Below are 22162 nucleotides of genomic sequence, written 5' to 3'. Positions count from 1 at the left end.
CGACTTTGCTGTCGGGACGCATCATGGCGGACTGGCTCCAGAAAGAAATCGGGAGCGCAGCATCGGGCTTCAGGTAGTCGCTTGGAATGTGGGCTTCATGGAGCGGACACGACAATCTGCTGTCCATCACCCTCACGGATAACCAGGGAGAGAAGCAGCAACTCGATTACACCTATGTGCAAGGGAGCGTTCCCAATTATCGAAGGCAGTGACACTTACCTCGTCAACGGTATCCCCGTCGCCCTCGACGGTATGAAAACCGCTTGTGGCGCCAGCTTGATTGCCAGCGCTTCCCACGGCAGCGTCCATCCCTGAACCCATGAGAACCAGTGGAATAGGCGGACAACAGGCGTCGCTTCAGAACGCCTGTTGCCCTTCTCCCCACGCAGATTTGAGGCCTGCTCGGCGTGCAGCTCATTTCCCCAATGCGCAGAGGTGACGGGAAGTTGCGCAAACGAGAACGGTAAAACAGGCAAGTTCACCTGGGACCTGTATGACCGGCTGCGGCGCTACGAGGATGACCGACTGACGGTGGAGTTCGGCTATGACGCGCTAGGCCGCCGTGTCTACAAAGACTCACGTTCGAAGTATCGCAACCGGGTACAAGCTGGACCGGTCTGGAATGAGAACGCAAGGCGTGCGCTGGATGAAAAGCTGGGTTGCGATCTGACGCTATTTGTCTGGGACGGCGACACGCTGGCGTTTGAGCAGCGAGGTCGGGATGGAAAGGGTCAGACCACACACTATGTGTTTGAGCCGGGAACCTTTGTTCCGGTAGCACAAAGGGTGATGAATCACATTGAGGAGATGCTGCATCAGCCGAGATATGACTTTCCTTATGACATCGACCGGGATCCAGTGTGGCAGCATAAGCCAACGCCGAAGCCGTTCGACGCTCTCCGCTGGTATCAATGTGACCACTTGGGAACGGCATTGGAGCTTACTACCGATGATGAGAAAGTTCAGTGGAGCGGGACATTTAAGGTTTGGGGACACGCTAACGAGAAACGAGCCGACGGCACTGAGTTGGCGCACAGCTGTAATCGTTTACGATTCCAAGGTCAATACTACGACGTTGAAACTGACCTACACTTAAATCGCCACCGATATTACGCCCCACAAATAGGTCGATTCATTAGCAGGGATCCAATTGGCTTTGGAGGCGGCTTAAACATCTATGCTTATGCTCCCAACCCTATTGAATGGACAGATCCATTTGGACTGGTCTCAAACAGAGATTTCCGACCTACCGCTACCCTAGAACGCAAATTATCCATACTAGAGACTGCTCAAACAAAAGCAGTAAGGGAACGAACTCTTCCGGACGGAAGAATTCGATATCACGAGAAGGAGGCTCTAGCTCGCACCCCTGGCCCCACGAGAGGAAGAGCCCGCACGACTGAATGGAACCCTAAGACTGGACAGGTGCGAACATGGGAAGAGACGTATGATCATTCAGGAAAAATAAATCGAGTTCACCCTAAAACCATCAATGGCGAACTGATAGACTTACCCCACTACCCCCCGACAAAGCTGGATATCGAGCAGGGATTAGCAACACCTGATGAAAAAAAATTAAACTGCATGTGTTAGGAGGCAAAGTCATGCTCAGCAAAAAAGAGAAACAACAGATCGTGCAGGACATGATTGATTTTCTTGAGTCAAGCGAATATAAACCACTTGAATTCTCCAGGCACACATACTTAATTAGCATAGATGAGAAAATTCATCGATCTGATGACGCCCAGCTTAACGAGCTAATGTATATACTAAGCGGCATGGACGCAGGTGAAGAATTTACACTCACAAAAAATGAAGTTCTTGAAATACTTAGATCTTACCTACTATCGATTAAGTAGGGGCAAGGGGACAACTCATAACCCAAGAACCTAGCTCAGCGGAATCACAAATAGGAGCCATATCAAACGCTACAGGTCGTAGGCTCTGTACGAAAAGTTTTGTGGGAGCGGCGGTGCGGCGATCCGACTTGTCCCGCGATGGAGTGCGAAGCGCTCCTGTACCCGATATCAAATGGTGTCAAAGAAGCCGCGAACTCAGGCTTTGCTGCCGCGTTGCGGCAGATCGCCGGGCAAGTCGGATCGCCGCACCGCCGCTCCCACAACGATGAATGACCATACTTTTCGTACAGAACCTAAGACTTAACGAATCAACCGATCACGGAGGAAAAGTTATTGAGTCAGTAGCCAATACAATCCTCAACGGCAAACCGATTGCCGGCAAAGGCAACATGGTTTTCTGTCTTCATCGCAAGGGAGAGTTACCCATCATCGATGGGTAGCGACACCTACCGCATTAACGGAATTCCCGACGCGCTCAACGGCATGAAGACCGCATGCGGCGCGAGCTTGATTACCAGCGCATCACACAGCAGCGCCCATACTGATTCAATCTGGCCAAGTGGAGTCGGCGAACACCAGACATTTGAGTAGTTTTTCTGCTGCAGCCGCTCCCACCTAAACGGCTCATCAATCCACCACACCTCACACCAGAAGGATCTAGAGCAGATATCTTCATCGAAAGAAGCTCTAACTGCCCCAGCACGAGACCGAAAAGACGATGAAAATGAATAATCAGCTTGAAAAAATAGAAAACCACTTAAAGCAGAAGAAAAAACTTTGGATAGAACACAGACATATTGAAGGCGGAAAAATTTACAAGAAGGAGTTCTTCATAAAACCCCACAACAAAGTTTTCCATATTTACACGCTTGCGAACGAGAATAGTCATAGGCGCTCATTGCACTTACACCTATATGTCAGCCAGCTGACCCGCCCCCCATCGGGACGGGTAGTGGCGGCACCTTAGTTAAGGTGTATCGTACTGATGCTTGAACAAGGCAACCTGTGGGCTTACCAGGTAATCCAATCGCTAAATCTAATCAAGGCTCTCTACGCGACCATTCCAGAAAGTCCAGCCAACAATGCAACCCCACACAACCTAATTCCTTAAGAGCACCTGGATAATTGGAGGCACACCCTCAAACATGAAAAGCATCATACGTCTTGGCGATACAACCGATCATGGAGGGGAAGTGATCGAATCCATCCCCCATACCAACCTCAACGGCAAGCCTATGGCAGGAAAAGGTCACAGGGTTTCATGCCCGCTATGCAAGGGCGTTTTTCCGATTATGGAAGGCAGTAGCACCTACCGCGTCAACGGTATCCCCGTCGCCCTCGACGGCATGAAAACCGCCTGTGGCGCCAGCCTGATCGCCAGCGCTCCCACGGCAGCGTCCATCGTTGAATCGATCAAACCCAAGTAGAGTGTCTTCGGGTCGTGACAAGCTTCGTATTTCTCGAAGCCCCACCCCCGAGGCCTCCCAAGCTTCCTGAACCCGGCGTGTGCTATACCCCCTTCCTTATCGCACCTGGAACATCAACTCAGGCGCCGCTCTTCCAGCAACTTCACGAACATGCTCAAACTCCGCGAAACCGCGCCCCGCCGCCACACCAGCCACGTCTTCAAATAGCGAAAATCCTCCGACATCGGCCAGGCGCTCACCGTGCTGCAACCCGGCATGTTGTCGAGCATGCTGCGCGGCATCATGGCCAGCCCCGCCCCGGCGCTCACGCAGGCCAGCATCCCGTGATAAGACTCCATCTCATGGATCTTGCCCGGCACGGCCTGGTCCTGCACAAACCAGTTCTCGAAATGATGGCGGTACGAGCAGTTGGCGCGAAACGCGTAGATGCTCTCGCCGTTGACGTCCTGGGCACGGGTTACCGGTGCATGGTTGAGGGGCGCGATGACCATCATCTCTTCCTCGAACACCGGCATGCCCTCCAGGGTTGGATGCAGCAGCGGCCCGTCGACGAACGCCGCGACCAGGCGCCCGGACAACACCCCTTCGAGCATGGTCCCGGAAGGCCCGGTCGAGAGGTCGAGGTCGACCTTGGGGTAGCGCTGGTTGTACGCCGCCAGCAAGGCAGGAATACGCACTGCCGCGGTGCTTTCCAGCGAGCCCAGGGCAAAGGTGCCCTGCGGGTCCTCGCCCGCCACGGTCAACCGCGCCTCGTGCACCAGGTCGAGAATGCGCCGGGTGTACTCGAGAAAGTTCCAACCCGCCGGCGACAGGCGCAGGCGGCTTTTCTCGCGGATGAACAGCTCTACGCCCAAGTCTTCTTCCAACTGCTTGATGCGCGTGGTCAGGTTCGAGGGCACCCGATGGATATGCTGCGCGGCAGCGCTGATGCTGCCCTGCTCGGCCACTGCCTTGAAGATCTCCAGTTGCACCAGGTCCACAGTCTTTCTCCAAACGTGAATGTTTCGCTCATTATTATTCAGTTTTCATTAAAACCCTACACCACTAGTCTGGCGTCACTGATTAACAACAACGAGAGTGTCCGCCATGAGCGCGATCAGCAGCCTGACCCATGCCATCTCCCTCGACCCGCACAGCGGCGAGCAGATTGGCGCCTACCCCTTCGATACCGACGCCGCACTGGAAGCGGCGCTGCAACGTGCCAAGGTGGGCTATGGGCAATGGCGGCTGGTGTCGCTGGGTCAGCGCAGCGAGTACCTGCTTGCCCTGGCCAGCACCCTCGAAGCCAAGGCCGAAGCCTTTGCGCAGATGATCAGCCGTGAAATCGGCAAGCCGATCACGCAGGCCCGTGGCGAAGTGAGCAAGTGCGTGGGGCTGTGCCGCTGGTATGCCGAGCACGGCCCAGCCATGCTGGCAGCAGAGCCGACGCAGATCGAGAAAGCCCGCATCGAGTACCGCCCGCTGGGGCCGATCCTGGCCGTGATGCCGTGGAACTTCCCGGTCTGGCAGGTGCTGCGCGGCGCTGTGCCGGCGATCCTCGCCGGTAACACCTACGTGCTCAAGCATGCCCCGAACGTCATGGGCAGCGCTTACCTGTTGGGTGAACTGTTCAAGGATGCCGGCCTGCCGGAGGGCGTCTTCGAAGTGCTGAACGTGACGCCGGACGGTGTCACCCGCGCCATCAACGACCCACGCATTGCCGCCGTGACCCTGACCGGCAGCGTGCGCGCTGGCATGGCGATTGGTGCACAAGCCGGGGCCGCGCTGAAGAAGTGCGTGCTGGAGCTGGGCGGGTCCGACCCGTTCATCGTGCTGGCCGACGCCGACCTGGATGCCGCAGTCAAGGCGGCTGTCATTGGTCGCTACCAGAACACCGGCCAGGTCTGCGCCGCGGCCAAGCGCCTTATTGTCGAAGAGAGCATCGTTGAAGCCTTCACCCGCAAGTTCGTTGAAGCGACGCGCGCGCTGAAAGTCGGCAACCCGCTGGAAGACGACACCTACATCGGCCCGATGGCCCGCTATGACCTGCGCGACGAACTCGATGGCCAGGTCCAGGCGACCCTTGCCGAAGGCGCTACCCTGCTGCTGGGTGGCAACAAGGTCGACGGCGTGGGCAACTTCTACGCACCGACCGTGTTTGCCAACGTCACCCCTGAGATGACCGCGTTCAAGCAGGAGCTGTTCGGGCCCGTGGCCGCGATCATCACGGCGCAAGATGCCGACCATGCGGTGGCATTGGCCAACGACAGCGAGTTCGGCCTGGCCGCGACTATCTACACGGCTGACTATGCACTGGCTGAACGCATGACCGCGGCACTGGATACCGGTGGCGTGTTCATCAACGGCTACTGCGCATCCGACCCACGCGTCGCCTTTGGTGGCGTGAAGAAGAGTGGTTTTGGCCGTGAGCTGTCGCACTTTGGTGTACGCGAGTTCACCAACGCACAGACGGTGTGGCTGGACCGTAACTGACCGGTGCATTGGGGCCGCCTTGCGGCCCCAATCACTTCAATCCCTGACCTGGTCTTTCACCCAGTCCAGCATCCCACCTGGCACGATCAGCTCATGCCGTGCCCGCGAACAGGCGGTATACAGGCCCGCCAGCATCCGTGCACGTTCGTTGCGATTGCCCGCCACCACCGGCGTGACCATCAGCTCCGGTGACACCATCACCCGGGCGAACTCCATGTTCTTCACGTCGCTCACCCGCCCCAGGAACAGCTTGGGCGCCTTGTCCCAGCGATAACGGCTCTTGGCCTTGGCAAAATGCTCTGGCGTATAGCCCTTGCGCAGCATGTTGGCCACCGCCACGAAGGCCTTGTCATCGCCCTTGTCCTGCTCCAGCGCCTGCCAGCTGGCATAGCGGAACAACATGGGGTGGCGCGGCCGGGTGCCAAACCGGTACAGCTCGATGCAGTCCTCGACGAACAGCTCGAAATCCTTGCGTGCGCTCTTCAGCAGCACGAAGGGCACGCCTTGGTGAGTGAGGCGCTGGAACCAGCCAAACAGCCCCCATTCATCATCGACGATCAACGCCGTGGGCTGTTCCGGCACCGTGACGGTGTCGAAGAAGCTGACCCGGGTGTAGTGTTCGGCACTGCCACTGAAAGCGGCCTGTATCTTGGCCGGGTGCGCCTGGATCAACGGGTTGAGCACGTTGTCCATCGCCGGCCCGGCGCGCAGCGAATGGTCGATGTAGCGCTGACGGATAAAGCCGCCATGGTGCGGGCTCAGGCCGTTGAGGTTCTGCAGCTCGTCGCCCAGGGTGATGACCGATTGCGGGCTGCGGTCCAGCACGGCGAGCATCGGCGCCGAAAGCTCGTGGGCCTCGTCGACGATGATGTGGGTGTAACGGCTGTCGATCACGTCCTGCGTCAACGACAGCAGTTTGACCCGGTGGTAATCACGCACCGGCAGCTGGATTTCCCGCGTTGATGGGCGGATCAGCTCCTGCCAGTACAAGCGCGCCTTCTCCAGCAGCACTTCCTGGTCCAGCGGCGAGGTGCCGGGCCCAGCCCAGGGCAAATGGTGCAACTGCAACTGGGCATCGCCGGTTCGGCAAAAACTGCGCACGGCCTTGATACACAAGGCCACGACATCGCGGGCGTCAAGCGGGCCGATATCGGGGATATTCAACCACTTCACCACCTGCGCTTCCTGCGGGCGCCAGGACAGCTTGGTGCGATACGGGTCGCGCAGGCGCCAACCATTACTGGTGAGGTCACGGTTGAGGAGTTCGTCTGCCAACTGCCCAAAGGTCAGCGCGGTGTAGGCCTGGGCATCCTTGACGCGTGCCTGCAATGCGCGCAGTTGGCCCTCGGTCAAGGCCAGCAGCAGCGTGCGCTGGGGGTCGAGCAAGCGGGCGAACTGGTGGATCAGGAAGGTCTTGCCGGTGCCGGCGAAACCTTGCACCGCAACAGACTCGTCGACGCCGGAGAGAAACTCTCGCAGCAGGCGGTTTTGTTGATCACTCAACAAAAGGTCACTGGCCAATGAGGGCAGGTAGACCGGGTGCAGCGGCGTGACCTGCTGCCGGTAGCTGTCGGCAAAGCGGAAATTCCACTGGCCTTCGGCATCGAGCAAGGCGTCGCTGTCGTACTCGACCTCGCTGGCCAGCAGGCCGATGCCATTCTCACCCAGCATGCCCAGCCCCATGGCGAACGCCTCGCGGTCGAAGTGCTGCGCCACCTGGCCCTGAAAGCGGCCCGGTGCGGCGGTTTCGACTTCGCTGGCGATGCGCACGATTTCGGCAAAGCGCCGTTCCTGCGCATCTGCCGTCGCGGTGGCCGGCTGGCGCGGCAGGTTCTGCACGAACAGCACTGCGGCCGCCTGCACAACACTGGCGGTTGAGAAAAAGTCGCTGGCAGCAGGTTCGCTGGCGAGACGGTCGGCTAGGTCACTGGGCAACGGCAGGTAGAACATCGGGACCTCGGGTGGGAACAGCCCGGCACGATAACAACTTTCCGAGGGGTGTGCTGGGTTCAGTGTTGCCCTCAGCCCCTGCCCCGCTTCAGCGTTTCACTCGGCAACTCGCGGAACAACTGCCGGTAGCTTTCGGAAAACCGCCCCAGGTGCCAGAACGACCAGCGCATCGCCACCTCGGCCACCGTGACATCGGCCTGGCGCAGCAGGTCTCGGCGCGCACCGTTGAGCCGGCGCAAGCGCAGCCAGTGCGCCGGCGGCATACCGGTGAACGCCTTGAACGCCTGTTGCAACTGGCGCAGGGAAACACCGGCCACGTCGGCCAGCGCCATCAAATTGAGCGTTTCTTCGGGGCAGTCCGCCGCCCACTCACTGACCCGGCGCATGATCTCGCGCGCTTCACTTCGCCTGCCCAGCGCACCACCGTCCAGGCGCTGGCAGGCACTGTCGAGAATGAACAGGCAGTCTTCCAGCAGTTGCTCGGCCAGCGCCTGCCCCTGCAGCGGGCAATCGGCATGGCCCAGGCGGGTCAGGGTGGCGCTCAGCCAACTGCCGAACAACGCGTTCTGGCCACTGCCCAACGGCACCATGAACAGCCCGTCCAGGCGCTGGGTATCGAGACCATGACGGGCCAGGAACGCCTGGTCGAACACCACCGCCACCTCTTCGTAGTTTTCCGGGGTGATCCAGATATTACGGCTCTGCTCGTTGAGCAGGTAAAGGCTGTTCTCCGTACGGTCGAAGCAGAACGCCAGCGAACCGCTCGGGGGGCGGAAGAATTGCTCGACACGGGTGTTGAGACGCTCTTCATACACCTCCACGCCATCCAGCCCCAGGCAGCGCAGTTCGCCGCTGAAGTGCCCCGGCGACATTTGCCGGTACTGCTGTTGCCAGCCTGGGGTGGCACGCACCTGCTCGGTGACATCGGTGGTGTGGAAAGCCTGGACCTGCAAGGCATTGGGCGTTGTCACGCATCGTCCTGTTGCACTCTTTTGGTGCATTGATTGCCGGAGAAAGTGGATAGATTGCCCTGGGGGCTGCGACCAAGATAGTCCCCAGCGCGTCACCTGGGAAGCCACCGGCTCCCGCCGCGCACACAAAAACCCAACCAAGAGGTCTGTATGAACGCCCCCTTCGATCAGCTGTCCACCTGGCTGAAAGAACACCGGATCACCGAAGTCGAATGCGTGATCAGCGACCTGACCGGCATCGCCCGCGGCAAGATCGCGCCGACCGCCAAGTTTCTGCATGAGCGCGGCATGCGCCTACCCGAAAGCGTGCTGCTGCAGACGGTCACCGGCGACTACGTTGACGACGACATCTACTACAGCCTGCTCGATGCCGCCGACATCGACATGATCTGCCGCCCTGACCCGGCTGCGGTGTACCAGATCCCCTGGGCGATCGAGCCGACCGCGATCGTCATTCACGACACCTTCGACAAGCAAGGCAACCCCATCGAGCTGTCACCGCGCAACGTGTTGAAGAAGGTGCTCAAGCTTTACGCCGACCAAGGCTGGCAGCCGATCGTCGCGCCGGAGATGGAGTTCTACCTGACCAAGCGCTGCGAAGACCCGGACCTGCCACTGCAGGTACCGTTGGGCCGCTCCGGGCGCGCTGAAAGCGGTCGCCAGTCGTTCTCGATCGACGCCGCCAACGAATTCGACCCGCTGTTCGAAGACGTTTATGACTGGTGCGAACTGCAGGGCCTGGACCTGGACACGCTGATCCACGAGGACGGCCCGGCGCAGATGGAAATCAACTTCCGCCACGGCGATGCCCTGGACCTGGCCGACCAGATCACCGTGTTCAAGCGCACCATGCGCGAGGCGGCGCTCAAGCACAACGTTGCAGCTACCTTCATGGCCAAGCCGATTACCGATGAACCTGGCAGCGCCATGCACCTGCACCAGAGCGTGGTCGACATCGCCACCGGCAAGCCGGTGTTCGCCAATGAAGACGGCAGCATGAGCGAGCTGTTCCTGCACCATATCGGCGGTTTGCAGAAGTATATCCCCAAGCTGCTGCCGATGTTCGCGCCAAACGTGAATTCGTTCCGCCGCTTCCTGCCGGACACCTCGGCACCGGTCAACGTCGAGTGGGGCGAAGAGAACCGCACGGCCGGGCTGCGGGTGCCGACCTCAAGCCCCGAGGCGATGCGTGTCGAGAACCGCCTGCCGGGCGCCGATGCCAACCCGTACCTGGCCATCGCCGCGAGCCTGCTGTGCGGCTACCTGGGCATGATCGAGAAGATCAACCCGAGCGCGCCGGTGCAGGGCCGGGCTTATGAGCGACGCAACCTGCGCCTGCCAATCACCATCGAAGATGCCCTGCAGCACATGGAAGACTGCGAGACCGTGCAGCAATACCTGGGCAAGCAATTCGTCCAGGGCTATGTCGCGGTCAAGCGTGCCGAGCACGAGAACTACAAACGGGTGATCAGCTCCTGGGAGCGTGAATTCCTGATGCTCAGCGTTTGATTTGCCCGGGGCGCGCGGCGCCCCGCCTCCATCGAAACCGAGAACAAAACCAACGAGGTGTCGACATGCGTCATCTGCAATCCCTGGTTCCTGCTGCATTCACTTTGCTGTTCGGCGCTGCCGCCCAAGCTGCACCGACCGTCAGCGTGTACAACTGGACCGACTACATCGGTGACACCACACTGGCCGACTTCCAGGCCAGCAGTGGGGTCAAGGTGGTCTATGACGTGTTCGACTCCAATGAAACCCTGGAGGGCAAACTGTTGGCCGGTCGCACCGGCTACGACGTGGTCGTGCCTTCCAACCACTTTCTCGCTCGCCAGGCCCAGGCCGGGGCCTTTTTACCGCTGGACCGCAGCAAGCTGCCCAACTGGAAGCACCTTGACCCAAAGCTGCTCAAGCAGCTTGAGCAGAACGACCCCGGCAACCAGTACGCAGTGCCCTACCTGTGGGGCACCAACGGCATCGGCTACAACGTCGACAAGGTCAAGGCCGCACTGGGCATCGACCACATCGACTCCTGGGCGGTGCTGTTCGAGCCCGAGAACCTGAAAAAACTCAAGCAGTGTGGCGTGGCCTTCATGGACTCGCCCGATGAGTTGTTCCCGGCGATCCTCAACTACCTGGGCATGGACCCACGTAGCGAAAACCCTGCGGACTACACCAAGGCAGAAGCCCGCCTGCTCCAATTGCGCCCTTACATCACCTACTTCCACTCCTCAAAATATGTCTCGGACCTGGCCAACGGCGATGTCTGCGTGGCCTTCGGTTACTCCGGCGACGTGTTCCAGGCCGCCAACCGCGCGGTGGAAGCGAACAACGGCGTCAAGGTTGCCTACAGCATTCCCAAGGAAGGCAGCAACTTGTGGTTCGACCTGCTGGCCATCCCCAAGGACGCCGCCAACCCGGACCAGGCCCTGGCGTTCATCAACTACCTGCTCGAGCCGCAGGTGATCGCCAAGGTCAGCACCACGGTCGGCTATGCCAATGCCAACCCCGACGCCCAGGCCTACATGGACAAAGCCCTGGTGCAAAACCCCGAGGTCTATCCGCCCCAGCACGTGCTGGACAAGCTGTACATCTCCAGCACGCCCAGCCCCAAGATCATGCGCGTGATGACCCGCTCCTGGAGCAAGATCAAGTCCAACCGCTGAGCCGAGAACACCCATGCCTTTCGATACCCTGCACACCGCTTCGTATTATGCCGCCACGGCACGCCACACGGCGCCCTACCCCAGCCTGGACGGCGAACTGACGGCCGATGTCTGCGTGGTCGGCGGCGGCCTCACTGGGGTCAATACCGCGCTCGAACTTGCCGAACGGGGGCTGTCGGTGATCTTGCTCGAAGCCCGGCGCATCGGTTGGGGCGCCAGCGGGCGTAACGGTGGCCAACTGATCCGCGGCATCGGCCATGACGTCAGTGGTTTTGCCCGTTATGTCGGCCAGGATGGCGTGCGTTACCTGCAACAGGCTGGCATCGATTCGGTGGCCTTGGTGGCCGGGCGCATCGCGCAATACGGTATTGCCTGTGACCTGCGCTGGGGCTTCTGCGAACTGGCCAACACTCCCGCCCAGTTTGCCGCCTTCAAGGCCGAACAGGACGACCTCGCCGCGCTGGGTTATCGGCACGAAACACGCCTGGTCAGCCCCGAGCATATGCACCAGGTCGTCGCCAGCGACCAGTACGCCGGTGGCCTGGTGGACATGGGTTCGGGCCATCTGCACCCACTGGACCTGGTGCAGGGCGAGGCGCGCGCGGCTGCAGGCCTTGGCGTGCGCATCTTCGAGCAGAGCCCGGTACTGCGCATCGAGCATGGGCCCACCGTGACCCTGCACACCGCCCACGGCACGGTCAGGGCACACAGCCTGGTGCTGGGCTGCAACGCGCACCTCGATGAACTGGAGCCGCGCCTGAGTGGCAAGGTGCTGCCAGCCGGCAGCTATGTGGTGGCCACCCAGCCGTTGCCAGAGGCGCTCGCCAGTAGCCTGATCCCGCAGAACATGGCGCTGTGCGACCAGAAGGTCGGCCTGGACTACTACCGCCTCACCGCTGACCGCCGTCTGTTGTTCGGGGGTGCCTGCCATTATTCCGGGCGCGACCCCAAGGACATTGCCGCCTACATGCGGCCGAAGGTACTCAAGGTGTTCCCGCAGCTGGCCGAGGTACGCATCGATTACCAATGGGGCGGCATGATCGGCATTACGGCCAACCGCTTCCCCCAGGTCGGGCGGCTGAGCCAGCACCCGAACGTCTACTACGCCCAGGGCTATTCGGGGCATGGGTTGAACGTGACCCACTGGACGGCCAAACTGCTCGCCGAAGGCATTGCCGTGGGCCACAGCCAAGGGCTGGATGTGTTCAGTGCGGTACCGCACCTGACCTTCCCGGGCGGCAAGGCGCTGCGTTCACCGCTGCTGGCGTTGGGGATGTTGTGGTATCGGTTGCGCGAGGTGCTGGGGTAAGCGCTGCCTCTGCGCCCTCATCATGCAAGCCTGTGTGATGAGGGTGCACCAATGTAGAACCTGAAGAATATTCGCTAACTTACTGATTCATAAGGCAAGCAAGGCAAGACCATTTAGTACAAAGCACTTAAAGAATCGCTTGTAAGCCTTTGCATTGTATGATGTTTAGCAATTTAAGCGCCGGCCCTGCAGGGCGCGTCTCCCCCTGCTCCCATTTTCGAACTGTCGAAACACTCGTGTGCAGATGCATGGCGAACACCGGCTGGCTGAAGTTGAGTGCCTCACGCAAATGTCGGATGTCCAACCGTAGCGTAGGAAGTTTCTGTGTTATGCGCCGAGTTGCCGGGATTCATGCCAGTTGAACGGCGGCCAAGCCCTGGCACAGCATACCGCCACCGCCTTTCGAGATTGCCCCTGACCACTGGCCAACTCCCCCGCACCTGCTAGCGTTGTTCTGGCCGACCCCTCATGGATGCATGACGATCATGAAATCACTGCCTCGCATCACCCTGTTATGCGCAGCTTTGCTTGCCGTCGCGGCCTGCTCCAGCAACCGCGTGGACCCCAGCGACTACTCCGGCTTCTTGAAGGACTACAGCCGCCTGCAACCCGCTGAAAGCCCTTCTGGCGCACCGGTGATGCGCTGGATGGACCCCAAGGTCGACGTCAATCAGTACAGCCAGGTGTTCATCGAGCCCAGCCAGTTCTACCCCAAACCGCAACCGACAGCCGTCATCTCGGCGCAGACGCTGCAGGAGATCAGCCGTTACTTCAACGAAGCGATGCGCCGTGAACTGGGCAGCGTACTGACCCTGGCCAAGGCCCCCGGCCCAGGCACCATCGTCGTACGCCCGGCGATTACCGCAGTCTCCACCAGCAACGAGGGTTTCAAGGCCTACGAAGTGATCCCGATTGCGCTGATCTCGGCAGGCGTGAATACCGCCATGGGCGGCCGTGACCAAGACGTAGATGTCGGTGTCGAGGCAGCCTTCCTCGACGGCGCCAGCCAGAAGGTGCTCGCTCAGGTGGTGCGCAAGGGCGCAGGCAAGGAGCTAGAGAACGACACCCAGAAGCTGACCCTGGATGACGTCAAGCCCGTGCTGGACGGCTGGGCCAAGGACATGCGCGCAAGCTTTGTAGCGCTGAAACAGAAAAGCCGCTAACCAGACCCGGGGCCGCAAAGCGGCCCCGGGCAGGGTGAATCAGCACTCGACATAGGCGACAGCCAGGCCGCCGCGCGAGGTTTCCTTGTAGTTGGCATGCATGTCCGCACCGGTGTCGCGCAAGGTGCGGATAACCTGATCGAGCGAGATGAAGTGCTCGCCATCGCCGCGCAGGGCCATCTGCACCGCGTTGATTGCCTTGACCGCAGCAATCGCGTTGCGCTCGATGCACGGCACCTGCACCAGCCCGCCGACCGGGTCGCAGGTCAGGCCCAAGTTGTGCTCCAGGGCAATCTCGGCGGCGTTTTCCAGTTGCGGTGGCGTGGCACCGAGCACTTCGGCAAGGCCAGCCGCCGCCATCGAGCACGCCGACCCCACTTCGCCCTGGCAACCGACTTCGGCACCGGAAATCGAAGCGTTGGTCTTGCACAGGATGCCGACTGCGGCCGCTGCAAGCAGGAACCTCACCACATCGTCATCGCAGGCATCCGGGTTGAACTTCATGTAGTAGTGCAGCACGGCCGGGATGATGCCTGCCGCACCGTTGGTGGGCGCCGTCACCATGCGCCCGCCGGCGGCGTTTTCTTCGTTTACCGCCAGGGCAAACAGGTTGACCCACTCCATGGCGCTGAGGGTCGAACCGATCACGTTCGGCTTGCCCAGCTCCTGAAGGCTGCGGTGCAGTCGTGCGGCGCGGCGCTTGACCTTCAGGCCACCTGGCAGGATGCCCTCATTGCGCAGGCCATTTTCGACGCACTCACCCATTGCCGCCCAAATGCGCAGCAGCCCTTCGCGCACCTCGGCTTCCGTGCGCCAGGCACATTCGTTGGCCATCATCAGTTGCGCGACACTCAACCGGTGCGCCTTGCACAGCGCCAGTAACTCAGCCGCGCTGGCAAACGGATACGGCTGGTCGACCGAATTCGCTTCACTCTGCGGGGCATCGACCTCAGCCTGCTCGACGATGAAACCACCGCCCACCGAATAGTACGTCTGGCTGAACAGGCTGCTCTGCCCGCCCAGCGCTTCAAGGGTCATGGCGTTCGGGTGATACGGCAGGCTTTCGTCCAGCAGCCGCATGTCGCGGGTGTAGTTGAACGCCAGCGGGTGGCTACCATCGAGCATCAGGCAGTGCTCCTGCATCAGCTGGTCGATCCGCGGCTCGATGGTGGCGGGGTCGATCCGGTCCGGCCACTGGCCCATCAGCCCGAGCAGGCATGCACGGTCGGTGGCGTGGCCAACCCCGGTGGCCGACAGCGAGCCATACAGCCGCACCTCGACGCGCGTCACCTGGGCCAGGAAACCGCGCTCGCGCAGGGCCTGGGCAAAGGTCGCCGCCGCCCGCATCGGGCCCACGGTATGGGAGCTCGAAGGGCCGATGCCGATTTTGAAGAGGTCGAAAACACTGATAGCCATACTAATGCCTGACCGGGCTGGACAGAAACGCCCATGCACGGCTCACTGGGAAAATTGAACGCTACTGCGAAGTTGAGCGATACTGACCTGCTGCGGCAAGGATGACCAACGAAACCTCCTAAGCAAGGCTTTAGTGGTACTAAACGATGAGACGACAACTCAATGGCCAGATGTTCGTCTGGCTGCATGTGTTCTCCTGTGCGGCCCGGCATTTGTCATTTACCCGCTGCGCCGAAGAACTGCACATCACACCGGGCGCAGTCAGCCAGCAGATGCGCCAGCTGGAGGAACGGCTGGGCTATCGCCTGTTCCTGCGGCGCGCCCGCGGGGTCGAGCTGAGCGCCGAAGGGCAACGCCTGGCCCAGACAGTGGCCGAGGCCTATGGCAGCATCGAGGCCGAGCTGCTGCGCCTGGACGCCGGTGAGATCCGCGGCACCTTGCGCCTGCGTTCTATTCCGTCATTTCTGGCCAAATGGCTGACGCCACGTTTGCCGCGCTTTCAGCAGCGCTACCCGGACATCGAGTTGCGGCTGGTGGCCGAAGACAGCGCACAGGCACTGCACCCGGGGGACTTCGACCTGGCCATCGACCTGAACGATGGCAGTTACCCGGGCATGCTGTCGACGCCGCTGCTGGACGAGCAGATCTTCCCGGTCTGCTCGCCCACGCTGCTGCGTGGCCGACCACCGCTGCACGGGCCGGCTGACCTTGCGCATTACCCCTTGCTGCATGACATCACCGCCTGGCGAGGGGCCTCGGAGTACGCTGAATGGGAGTTCTACCTGGAAGGTATCGGCGCGGGCGGCCTCGATGTACGGCGGGGGCATACCTTCAACCGCAACCACCTGACCATCGAGGCGGCGATTGCCGGGGTTGGCGTGGCAATCGCCCGGCGAACCCTGCTCAACGATGAACTGGAGCGGGGGGCGCTGATCGTGCCATTCGGGGTAGCGATCGCCAACCACAAACGCTATGTGGTGCATTACCCGCCCGGCGGGCTGACCCAGCCCGGCGCCCGCGCGGTGCATGATTGGCTGGTGGAAGAGGCTCGCGGGTTCAGGGAACTGCACCCGCTGGCGTGAGGGTCGACAGCGTCGGGCTAGTAGGCCTGCTTGCCGGTAAAGGCATTGAGCGTGCGGACCAAAATGACAAAGTCGAGCCACAACGACCAATTGTTGATGTACTCGATGTCCGAGTCGACCCGCTGGATCATCTGCTCAATGTCTTTGGTTTCACCCCGGAAGCCCCTGACCTGCGCCAGGCCGGTCATGCCGGGTTTGATATTGTGCCGCGCAAAGTAGTCGACAATGTCTTGCGAATACAGCGTATCGTGCTGAAGTGCATGGGGGCGCGGCCCCACCAACGACATTTCGCCGGTCAATACATTGAACAACTGCGGCAACTCGTCCAGGCTGGTCTTGCGAATAAAGGCCCCCACCCGGGTGAGCCTTGGGTCATTCTTCTGAGCCTGTTTGACAACGCCATTTTCCGGTTGATGAACATGCATGCTACGGAACTTCCAGATGCGGAAGGACTCCCCCGTCCAGCCCATCCGTTCTTGCCTGAAGAAGACCGGGCCGCGACTGTCGATCTTGATCGCGATAGCCACCGCCAGCAGCACCGGTGAGGCACACAGTAAAATCAATGCGGCCAGCACCCGGTCTTCGAGGTTTTTCAGAAACAGACTCATGCCGGTCAAGGGTGTTTCCGACAAGGTCAATACCGGAATACCGGCAATTTCCCGCACACTGTGGTTAATCAAGCGCAACGAGAAGATATCCGGCACCCAGTTGACCGCAATGCACTTGTCGAGCAACTTCAAATACACATCGTTAATCACTTCGGAGCCACCCAGCGGGGTGACCAGGTACACCGTGCGAATGGCGTGCTTGGCGACAATCTCGTCAAGGTCGGTGACATGCCCGAGTACCGGCAGGCGCTGCTTTGCGTCGGCACTGCCCTGCTCAGCCGAATCATTGATCAGCACGCAACCCAGCACCCGTTCACCGAACCAGGGGTTGTTGCTGATCTTCTGGTGCAGGAAGTTGGCAAGGTCACCCGCTCCGATAATAAGCGCGTTGTCCAGGCGGGCGTGGGCGGTAAAGCGTTTTTGCAATTCACGCACCACCACATGTAGAAACAGCTGGGCAAAATAACCAAAGACAAACAACTGCACCACCAACAACCGCGAGTAGGTCTCGCTTTGTTTGGTAAGAAATGCCATGACCACCAGAAAACAAAAGGTTGCCGACCACGCCTTGAACAACCTGAACGCCTTGATCGACAAGCCGACGTTGGTTCGATAAATTGCATAATGGTCGTAAATAACAGCCAACGCACCAATTAACAACAGCAGCATGATCACATAATCAGAGGTAATGTGACCGAATTGATCATAGATCAAGTACCAGGCAACACCGGTTACTGCAATTCCATCTAGACCTGCCTGAATGGCGTTACTTACGCTGCTTCTTCGCTGAAGTAAGGAACGACTGCTTCTGGGTTCGAGAACCATTTCAGACCTCATTAATTTGAGCGTAGCAAGTGCCGTGCAGCTTACTCAATCAATCCATAACAGCCTTTGAAGTAGAATCCTGTATTCTGAATAGTCTTCGCCGCCCCCAAGGCCGCTTGTTATCACTGTAGCAGTCGCTCGCCCACCCGGCGGGCGGAATCCGCCCAGCCATGGATTTTGGCCATTTCAGACGGCTCGCCTGGCCAAATCGTCAGATGCGCCTGGGCGTGTTACGGGCATCGAGCGTCTTCGCCTTGGTGCAGAACAGGGTTCGTATAAGGAACGCCGGATTACCCACCACGTACCGCATGAACAGGCGTTTAGGCTCCTTCACCAAACGGAAGATCCACTCCCCGCCCAACCGGCGAAGCCAGGCCGGGGCCCGGCTGACCTTGCCGCCAAGAAAGTCCAGAATCGCCCCACCGCAGACGATCAGGCACGGCCCGCCACTGGCTACCAGCCTTTGGGCAAGCGCTTCCTGCTTGGGCATCCCCATGCCCAGCACGATCAGTTCCGGCTGCGTTGCCCGGGCAAGTTCAAGGTAAGTGGCCACATCGGCAAAACCATCGTGGACCGACACCGGCACCAGGCCGAAGCGGGCCTCGCTGCACTGCACCGCTTGGCCCAGAAACGGCTCTCGGGTACCCCAGAACGCAACTCGCCGCCCCTTGAACGCCGCCATCAGCTTGGGGATGAGGTCTGTACCATTCATGTTCAGCCCAGGGTCCAGCCCCAGGCGGCGATAAAGGATGGCCATGCCGGCCCCGTCACGCAGCAGCACATCGGCAGAACACAGCGCCTTGCAGTAATCCGCATTACCCGCCACCAGGTTCATGCCATGGGCATTGACGAAACCCAGTACCGTCGGCGCCTCGGGCCGGCACAGTGCCTCAAGCAGGTGTTGCGCTTGCGCAGGGTCTCTGACTACTTGCAGTTTGCCGATAATCGTTTTCCAGCGGCTTTGCCATTCGCTCATCAGCTGTCATCCCGTTTCGAGCGCACCCATTCAACCTGGCGTTTGATCAAGAAACCCAGATACAAAGGGATCTTTCTCGCGGCGTAGAAAGGGGCGTAAAGCAACACCGAAAACGGGATCAGTTCCCGAGAGAAACGCCACCACGCCAGCAGCACCGCCACACCCAGCATTGCCAAGGCCGCCGTGGCGATCCACGCCGGTGCGGTGATACCGAACAGCAGCGCGGCCAGCCAGCACACGCCTACCACCACTATCAAGGCCAGTACCAGCAACGCCAACGGCGGGACCATCAGGTCCAGGGCCATGGCCAGCAGCGGCCAATTGCGCCGCGCGAGCGCGCCCACCAGCAAGTTAGGCACTTGGGCCACGATCACCCCCAGGTGGCCATGCTCCCAGCGGGTGCGCTGGCTGCTCAAGCCTTCCTGGCTGAGCGGGAACTGGCTGGTGACCTGCGCGAGAGGGCAAAACAGCGGTGGCTTGCCGGCCCGGCACAAATCCAGGCCCAGCTTCAAGTCTTCGACGAGATGCCCATTGGCCAAATCGACCGCTGCCAAGTCCCGCCAGGAGAATGCCATGCCCGCCCCCATCAGCTGACAAGGCCAGCCCAGGCGTGCCCACCCTCGCGGGCGCACCAGGTTCTTCACCCGCCAGGCAAATTCGGCAATCTGCACTTTCAGGCCCGCGCCGGCGGGCGCATGCATCAGGTAGAGCGCCTGCACAGGCCGCGCAGCTTCAAGGCAGCGGCGTGCCAGCAGGTCAATGGCGCCCTCACCCACCAGGCAGTCGGCGTCGACGATGATCACCACCTCTGGCGGGTCCTGCGCCAGATGCCGCACACCGAAGTCCAGTGCATAGCCCTTGCCACGCAGTTGATCGTTGTGCCGCTCCACCACTTCAGCGCCCGCCCTGCGCGCCAACTGCGCGGTGTCGTCACTGCAATTGTCCGCCACCACCAGCAAACGGTCATGGGCCAGCATTTGCGGGCCGACGCTCGCCAGCGTCGACGCGATGATCGACGCCTCGTTATGCGCAGGCACCAGCACCGCCACGCGCGGGCGCCTGGCACCGGCTGCGGGCTGGGATCGTACAGGCAGGCAAGCCAGCAGCACCTGCGCGAACAACACCAACGATGGCAGCAGGATGGCAACCGTCACCAGGCCCAATAGCCACGCCAATAGGCTGATCATGCGCAGGCCTTGAAGTAGCTGGCCAACTTGGCGGCCTCGGTATCGATATCGTGGCGTTGCAGCACCCGCTCATACGCCGCCTCGCCCATGCGCTGCAACACATCGGCGGGTTGCGCCAGGCAATCGGCCATTGCCGCAGCCAGCTCCTCCACCGTGCCCGCCGGGAACAACCAGCCATTCTCGCCCTGGCGAACCAGCTCGGGGATGCCCGCCACATAAGTCGTCAGCACCGGCCGGCGCAACGCCATGGCCTCCATGATGACCACCGGCAAGCCCTCGGCGAAGCTGGGCAACACCAAGGCACGGGCCGCCAGAATTTCGTCCCGCACCTGGGCGCCGCTGATCCAGCCGGTTATCCGCACCTGTGCCTGCAAGCCATGGCGGGCGACCAGGGCTTCGATCTGCCCGCGCATCTCGCCATCCCCTGCCAATACCAGCTCGAATGCAACGCCTTGGGCGGCCAACAGGCGGGCCGCCTCGATCAGCAACAGTTGGCCCTTCTGTTCGCACAGGCGCCCCACGCACACCAGGCGTGGCGCCGAAGGTGCTGCAACAGCGGCGACGGCATGAAACTCGCGCTCCAGGCCACAATGCACCACCTTCACTTTCCCCCAGTGCTCATGGGCCACCCAGCGGAACAACTGGCTGCGCCCGTAAGAGCTGACCGCCGCGACAAACGCTGCGCGGCGCACCTTTTCGCCCACGTGCAGAAACTGCGGTTTATCGAATTCTTCCGGGCCGTGCACGGTAAAGCTGTAGCCAGGCCCGCCGAGTGCATGGGCCAGCATCACCACCTCGGTGGAGTTGGTGCCAAAGTGCGCGTGCACGTGCTTGGCGCCAAAGGCCTGCAACCAGAGCAAGACCTTGCACGCCTCTGCCAGGTACACCAGGTGATAAGGCCAGGTCCGGTCTGCGCGCTGGCCCATGCGCAAGGCCAGCCACAGGGTGGCGAAGAAGCGCCGGGGCTCGGCGCGCAGTACCTGCAGCGTCGGTGCCAACAACCCACCGACACCGTCCTGCAGCACGTAGCGGGTCTTGTCCCGCTCGGCAATATCCTCGGCGTCCTGCAGTTCGGCGTCCCAGCCCCGCAGGGCAATGCGCTGGATCTCCATGCCCTGGCGCTCCAGCGCCAGCATTTCGCGTCGAATGAAGCTATGGCTGACCTTCGGGTACTGGTTGATGAAGTAAGCAATGCGCATAGGAATCCAATTCAATGCCTGCGTAATGAACCCTGCCAACGGCAACCCGTTACTTCAGGCTGTCGATCGCCGGCGGCGGCCCCCCTGCCGATGCACGTTCAAGCACATCCCCCTTCATCCCTTGTAGCCCATGGTTGCGCTCGCTGCCTGACAATGCAGCTTCAACGCGGGCGAAAACGTCATCCAGCAAGGCATGACGCCGACGGTACATCGCCCGCTTCTTGGGCGCGATGTCGTCTGCAGCCCGCTTGGCCGCGGCCAAAGGCAGACTGAAAAAGTCCTCGCGCTCCGACGCTGTGGCGCCGTTTTCCTGCCAGATGACGTCGTAATGGGCGGCCAGGTCTTGCGCCTTGTCGGCGCCAAAATAGGGATGACGATGGTGGCGGTACGCATCGCCGACGGCGTAGATGCGCACTACCCCCAGTGCCCTGGCCATGCACTTGAAGGCTTCCAGCAGAAAACTTCTGGGGCGCAGGCCTTCGAAGTCCTTGGTCAGGTCCCTGTAGATGTTCAACGACGTTTCGCTGTCGATGCCTTTGTGAATGCCCTGGACGGCGCCAATGAACAGGCACAACTCACCGTGCTGACGGCACAGGGTGAACGCCAGTGACGCCACGCGCAGATCGCCCTGGAACAGGTTGAGCACCAGTTCACCTTCACGCTTGAACCAGATGGGCCGGTCCAGCAGCAGCGCGCACCCCTTCGAATAGGCTGACAGGTCACACAAGGTCAGGCTGTCGTCCCGGCCCAGCAGCAACAATTTCGGAAACTGCCTGGCCACCTCTTCGAAGTGCGACGCCACCACCCCCAGGCGCTCCTGCGCCTGCCAATTCTTGCTGATGTAGGGCCACTGCACGACGCCGATGCAATCCACCCCAAGCCTTGCGAAGCGGTCATCACCCAGCGCAGCCGACATGCGCTGCATGAACGCCTTCAGTGCGGGCCACTGCCTGGCGATCTCTACCGTCAGCTTGGCTTTGTTGTTCAAGGCCCGCAGCGAGTAGCCGGGTTGCAGGGTGAGCACACTTTTCACTATCGATCTGGCAATCATAGGG

General features: G+C 60.8%; 19 protein-coding genes and 2 pseudogenes. 11 read left to right on the top strand and 10 right to left on the bottom strand.

The genetic code is table 11. The features are described 5' to 3' along the window. The first annotated feature begins 114 nt into the window (after positions 1–114). The 5 genes and pseudogenes from HU770_RS27255 (at position 115) to HU770_RS10905 (ending at position 3286) form a co-directional block, all read left to right on the top strand. Positions 115–315, top strand: a complete 201-nt coding sequence (locus HU770_RS27255; protein WP_186663666.1) for a PAAR domain-containing protein — start codon at positions 115–117, stop codon at positions 313–315. Between the two features lie 120 nt (positions 316–435). Further along, complete coding sequence (locus HU770_RS10920; RefSeq protein ID WP_339467472.1) at positions 436–1593, top strand: RHS repeat-associated core domain-containing protein; 1158 nt, start codon at positions 436–438, stop codon at positions 1591–1593. An 11-nt stretch (positions 1594–1604) separates the two neighbouring features. After that, positions 1605–1859 (top strand): hypothetical protein, encoded by a 255-nt coding sequence (locus HU770_RS10915; protein ID WP_186663661.1) that lies wholly within the window; start codon positions 1605–1607, stop codon positions 1857–1859. 269 nt (positions 1860–2128) lie between these two features. After that, a pseudogene (locus HU770_RS10910) lies at positions 2129–2450 on the top strand (PAAR domain-containing protein). A gap of 554 nt (positions 2451–3004) precedes the next feature. After that, positions 3005–3286, top strand: a complete 282-nt coding sequence (locus tag HU770_RS10905) for a PAAR domain-containing protein (protein ID WP_186663660.1) — start codon at positions 3005–3007, stop codon at positions 3284–3286. 113 nt (positions 3287–3399) lie between these two features. Here HU770_RS10905 and HU770_RS10900 read toward each other — a convergent pair whose 3' ends face one another. Continuing rightward, entirely contained in the window at positions 3400–4266 is an 867-nt protein-coding gene (locus HU770_RS10900) for a LysR family transcriptional regulator (RefSeq protein ID WP_033700022.1), read from the bottom strand. 106 nt (positions 4267–4372) lie between these two features. Here HU770_RS10900 and HU770_RS10895 point away from each other — a divergent pair, with 106 nt between their 5' ends. Then, entirely contained in the window at positions 4373–5758 is a 1386-nt protein-coding gene (locus HU770_RS10895) for an aldehyde dehydrogenase family protein (protein ID WP_186658993.1), read from the top strand. Positions 5759–5794: 36 nt separating this feature from the next. Here HU770_RS10895 and HU770_RS10890 read toward each other — a convergent pair whose 3' ends face one another. Together HU770_RS10890 and HU770_RS10885 are read right to left on the bottom strand one after the other, a co-directional pair. Further along, the gene (locus tag HU770_RS10890; protein ID WP_033697679.1) at positions 5795–7708 is read right to left on the bottom strand and encodes an AAA family ATPase; all 1914 of its coding nucleotides are present in this window, start codon (positions 7706–7708) and stop codon (positions 5795–5797) included. A 71-nt stretch (positions 7709–7779) separates the two neighbouring features. Beyond that, positions 7780–8679 carry a helix-turn-helix domain-containing protein gene (locus tag HU770_RS10885; RefSeq protein ID WP_033697677.1) on the bottom strand — a complete coding sequence of 300 codons (900 nt, stop codon included), beginning with the start codon at positions 8677–8679 and terminating at the stop codon, positions 7780–7782. 150 nt (positions 8680–8829) lie between these two features. Between HU770_RS10885 and HU770_RS10880 the strand changes: the two genes are divergently transcribed. The 3 genes from HU770_RS10880 to HU770_RS10870 all read left to right on the top strand — a co-directional run bounded on the left by HU770_RS10880 (position 8830) and on the right by HU770_RS10870 (position 12651). Continuing rightward, positions 8830–10188, top strand: coding sequence for a glutamine synthetase family protein (locus tag HU770_RS10880; RefSeq protein ID WP_033697674.1), 1359 nt, complete (start codon positions 8830–8832; stop codon positions 10186–10188). A 65-nt stretch (positions 10189–10253) separates the two neighbouring features. Then, positions 10254–11342, top strand: coding sequence for a polyamine ABC transporter substrate-binding protein (locus HU770_RS10875; protein WP_033697672.1), 1089 nt, complete (start codon positions 10254–10256; stop codon positions 11340–11342). 13 nt (positions 11343–11355) lie between these two features. After that, positions 11356–12651: an FAD-binding oxidoreductase gene (locus HU770_RS10870; RefSeq protein WP_186663659.1), complete on the top strand. Its 1296-nt coding sequence runs from the start codon at positions 11356–11358 to the stop codon at positions 12649–12651. A gap of 127 nt (positions 12652–12778) precedes the next feature. On the opposite strand, the pseudogene HU770_RS10865 reads toward HU770_RS10870, so the two are convergent. Further along, positions 12779–12952: pseudogene (locus tag HU770_RS10865) on the bottom strand (helix-turn-helix domain-containing protein); the annotation flags it as partial. A gap of 184 nt (positions 12953–13136) precedes the next feature. On the opposite strand from HU770_RS10865, the gene HU770_RS10860 reads away from it, so the two are divergent. Continuing rightward, positions 13137–13814 carry a DUF3313 domain-containing protein gene (locus HU770_RS10860; protein ID WP_186663658.1) on the top strand — a complete coding sequence of 226 codons (678 nt, stop codon included), beginning with the start codon at positions 13137–13139 and terminating at the stop codon, positions 13812–13814. A gap of 39 nt (positions 13815–13853) precedes the next feature. Here HU770_RS10860 and HU770_RS10855 read toward each other — a convergent pair whose 3' ends face one another. Next, positions 13854–15230, bottom strand: a complete 1377-nt coding sequence (locus HU770_RS10855; protein WP_186663657.1) for an L-serine ammonia-lyase — start codon at positions 15228–15230, stop codon at positions 13854–13856. A 146-nt stretch (positions 15231–15376) separates the two neighbouring features. Here HU770_RS10855 and HU770_RS10850 point away from each other — a divergent pair, with 146 nt between their 5' ends. Next, on the top strand, positions 15377–16312 hold the full coding sequence (locus tag HU770_RS10850; protein WP_186663656.1) for a LysR substrate-binding domain-containing protein: 936 nt from the start codon (positions 15377–15379) through the stop codon (positions 16310–16312). A 17-nt stretch (positions 16313–16329) separates the two neighbouring features. Here the strand turns inward: HU770_RS10850 and HU770_RS10845 are convergent, their stop codons facing one another. The 5 genes from HU770_RS10845 to HU770_RS10825 form a co-directional block, all read right to left on the bottom strand. Then, complete coding sequence (locus HU770_RS10845; RefSeq protein WP_033697665.1) at positions 16330–17745, bottom strand: undecaprenyl-phosphate glucose phosphotransferase; 1416 nt, start codon at positions 17743–17745, stop codon at positions 16330–16332. Between the two features lie 211 nt (positions 17746–17956). Then, positions 17957–18721 (bottom strand): WecB/TagA/CpsF family glycosyltransferase, encoded by a 765-nt coding sequence (locus HU770_RS10840; protein ID WP_186659020.1) that lies wholly within the window; start codon positions 18719–18721, stop codon positions 17957–17959. After that, positions 18721–19908, bottom strand: a complete 1188-nt coding sequence (locus tag HU770_RS10835) for a glycosyltransferase family 2 protein (RefSeq protein WP_186663655.1) — start codon at positions 19906–19908, stop codon at positions 18721–18723. The genes HU770_RS10840 and HU770_RS10835 overlap by 1 nt, the downstream gene beginning before the upstream one ends. Beyond that, positions 19905–21107 (bottom strand): glycosyltransferase family 4 protein, encoded by a 1203-nt coding sequence (locus tag HU770_RS10830; protein WP_186663654.1) that lies wholly within the window; start codon positions 21105–21107, stop codon positions 19905–19907. Before HU770_RS10830 ends, HU770_RS10835 begins: the two co-directional genes overlap by 4 nt. Positions 21108–21156: 49 nt before the next feature. Continuing rightward, complete coding sequence (locus HU770_RS10825) at positions 21157–22158, bottom strand: VirK/YbjX family protein (RefSeq protein ID WP_186663653.1); 1002 nt, start codon at positions 22156–22158, stop codon at positions 21157–21159. Positions 22159–22162 lie beyond the last annotated feature (4 nt).

Origin of the sequence: Pseudomonas sp. SWRI68 (assembly GCF_014269165.1) — a bacterium.
GTDB classification, from domain to species: domain Bacteria; phylum Pseudomonadota; class Gammaproteobacteria; order Pseudomonadales; family Pseudomonadaceae; genus Aquipseudomonas; species Aquipseudomonas capeferrum.
This window is presented reverse-complemented; position numbering and strand designations above follow the sequence as displayed.

Coding starts and splice junctions, on each gene's coding strand:
- HU770_RS10915 (WP_186663661.1), top strand. CDS start 1,605: ATGCTCAGCAAAAAAGAGAAACAACAGATCGTGCAGGACATGATTGAT.
- HU770_RS10905 (WP_186663660.1), top strand. CDS start 3,005: ATGAAAAGCATCATACGTCTTGGCGATACAACCGATCATGGAGGGGAA.
- HU770_RS10895 (WP_186658993.1), top strand. CDS start 4,373: ATGAGCGCGATCAGCAGCCTGACCCATGCCATCTCCCTCGACCCGCAC.
- HU770_RS10890 (WP_033697679.1), bottom strand. CDS start 7,708: ATGTTCTACCTGCCGTTGCCCAGTGACCTAGCCGACCGTCTCGCCAGC.
- HU770_RS10880 (WP_033697674.1), top strand. CDS start 8,830: ATGAACGCCCCCTTCGATCAGCTGTCCACCTGGCTGAAAGAACACCGG.
- HU770_RS10875 (WP_033697672.1), top strand. CDS start 10,254: ATGCGTCATCTGCAATCCCTGGTTCCTGCTGCATTCACTTTGCTGTTC.
- HU770_RS10870 (WP_186663659.1), top strand. CDS start 11,356: ATGCCTTTCGATACCCTGCACACCGCTTCGTATTATGCCGCCACGGCA.
- HU770_RS10860 (WP_186663658.1), top strand. CDS start 13,137: ATGAAATCACTGCCTCGCATCACCCTGTTATGCGCAGCTTTGCTTGCC.
- HU770_RS10855 (WP_186663657.1), bottom strand. CDS start 15,230: ATGGCTATCAGTGTTTTCGACCTCTTCAAAATCGGCATCGGCCCTTCG.
- HU770_RS10850 (WP_186663656.1), top strand. CDS start 15,377: ATGAGACGACAACTCAATGGCCAGATGTTCGTCTGGCTGCATGTGTTC.
- HU770_RS10845 (WP_033697665.1), bottom strand. CDS start 17,745: ATGGTTCTCGAACCCAGAAGCAGTCGTTCCTTACTTCAGCGAAGAAGC.
- HU770_RS10840 (WP_186659020.1), bottom strand. CDS start 18,721: ATGAGCGAATGGCAAAGCCGCTGGAAAACGATTATCGGCAAACTGCAA.
- HU770_RS10835 (WP_186663655.1), bottom strand. CDS start 19,908: ATGATCAGCCTATTGGCGTGGCTATTGGGCCTGGTGACGGTTGCCATC.
- HU770_RS10830 (WP_186663654.1), bottom strand. CDS start 21,107: ATGCGCATTGCTTACTTCATCAACCAGTACCCGAAGGTCAGCCATAGC.
- HU770_RS10825 (WP_186663653.1), bottom strand. CDS start 22,158: ATGATTGCCAGATCGATAGTGAAAAGTGTGCTCACCCTGCAACCCGGC.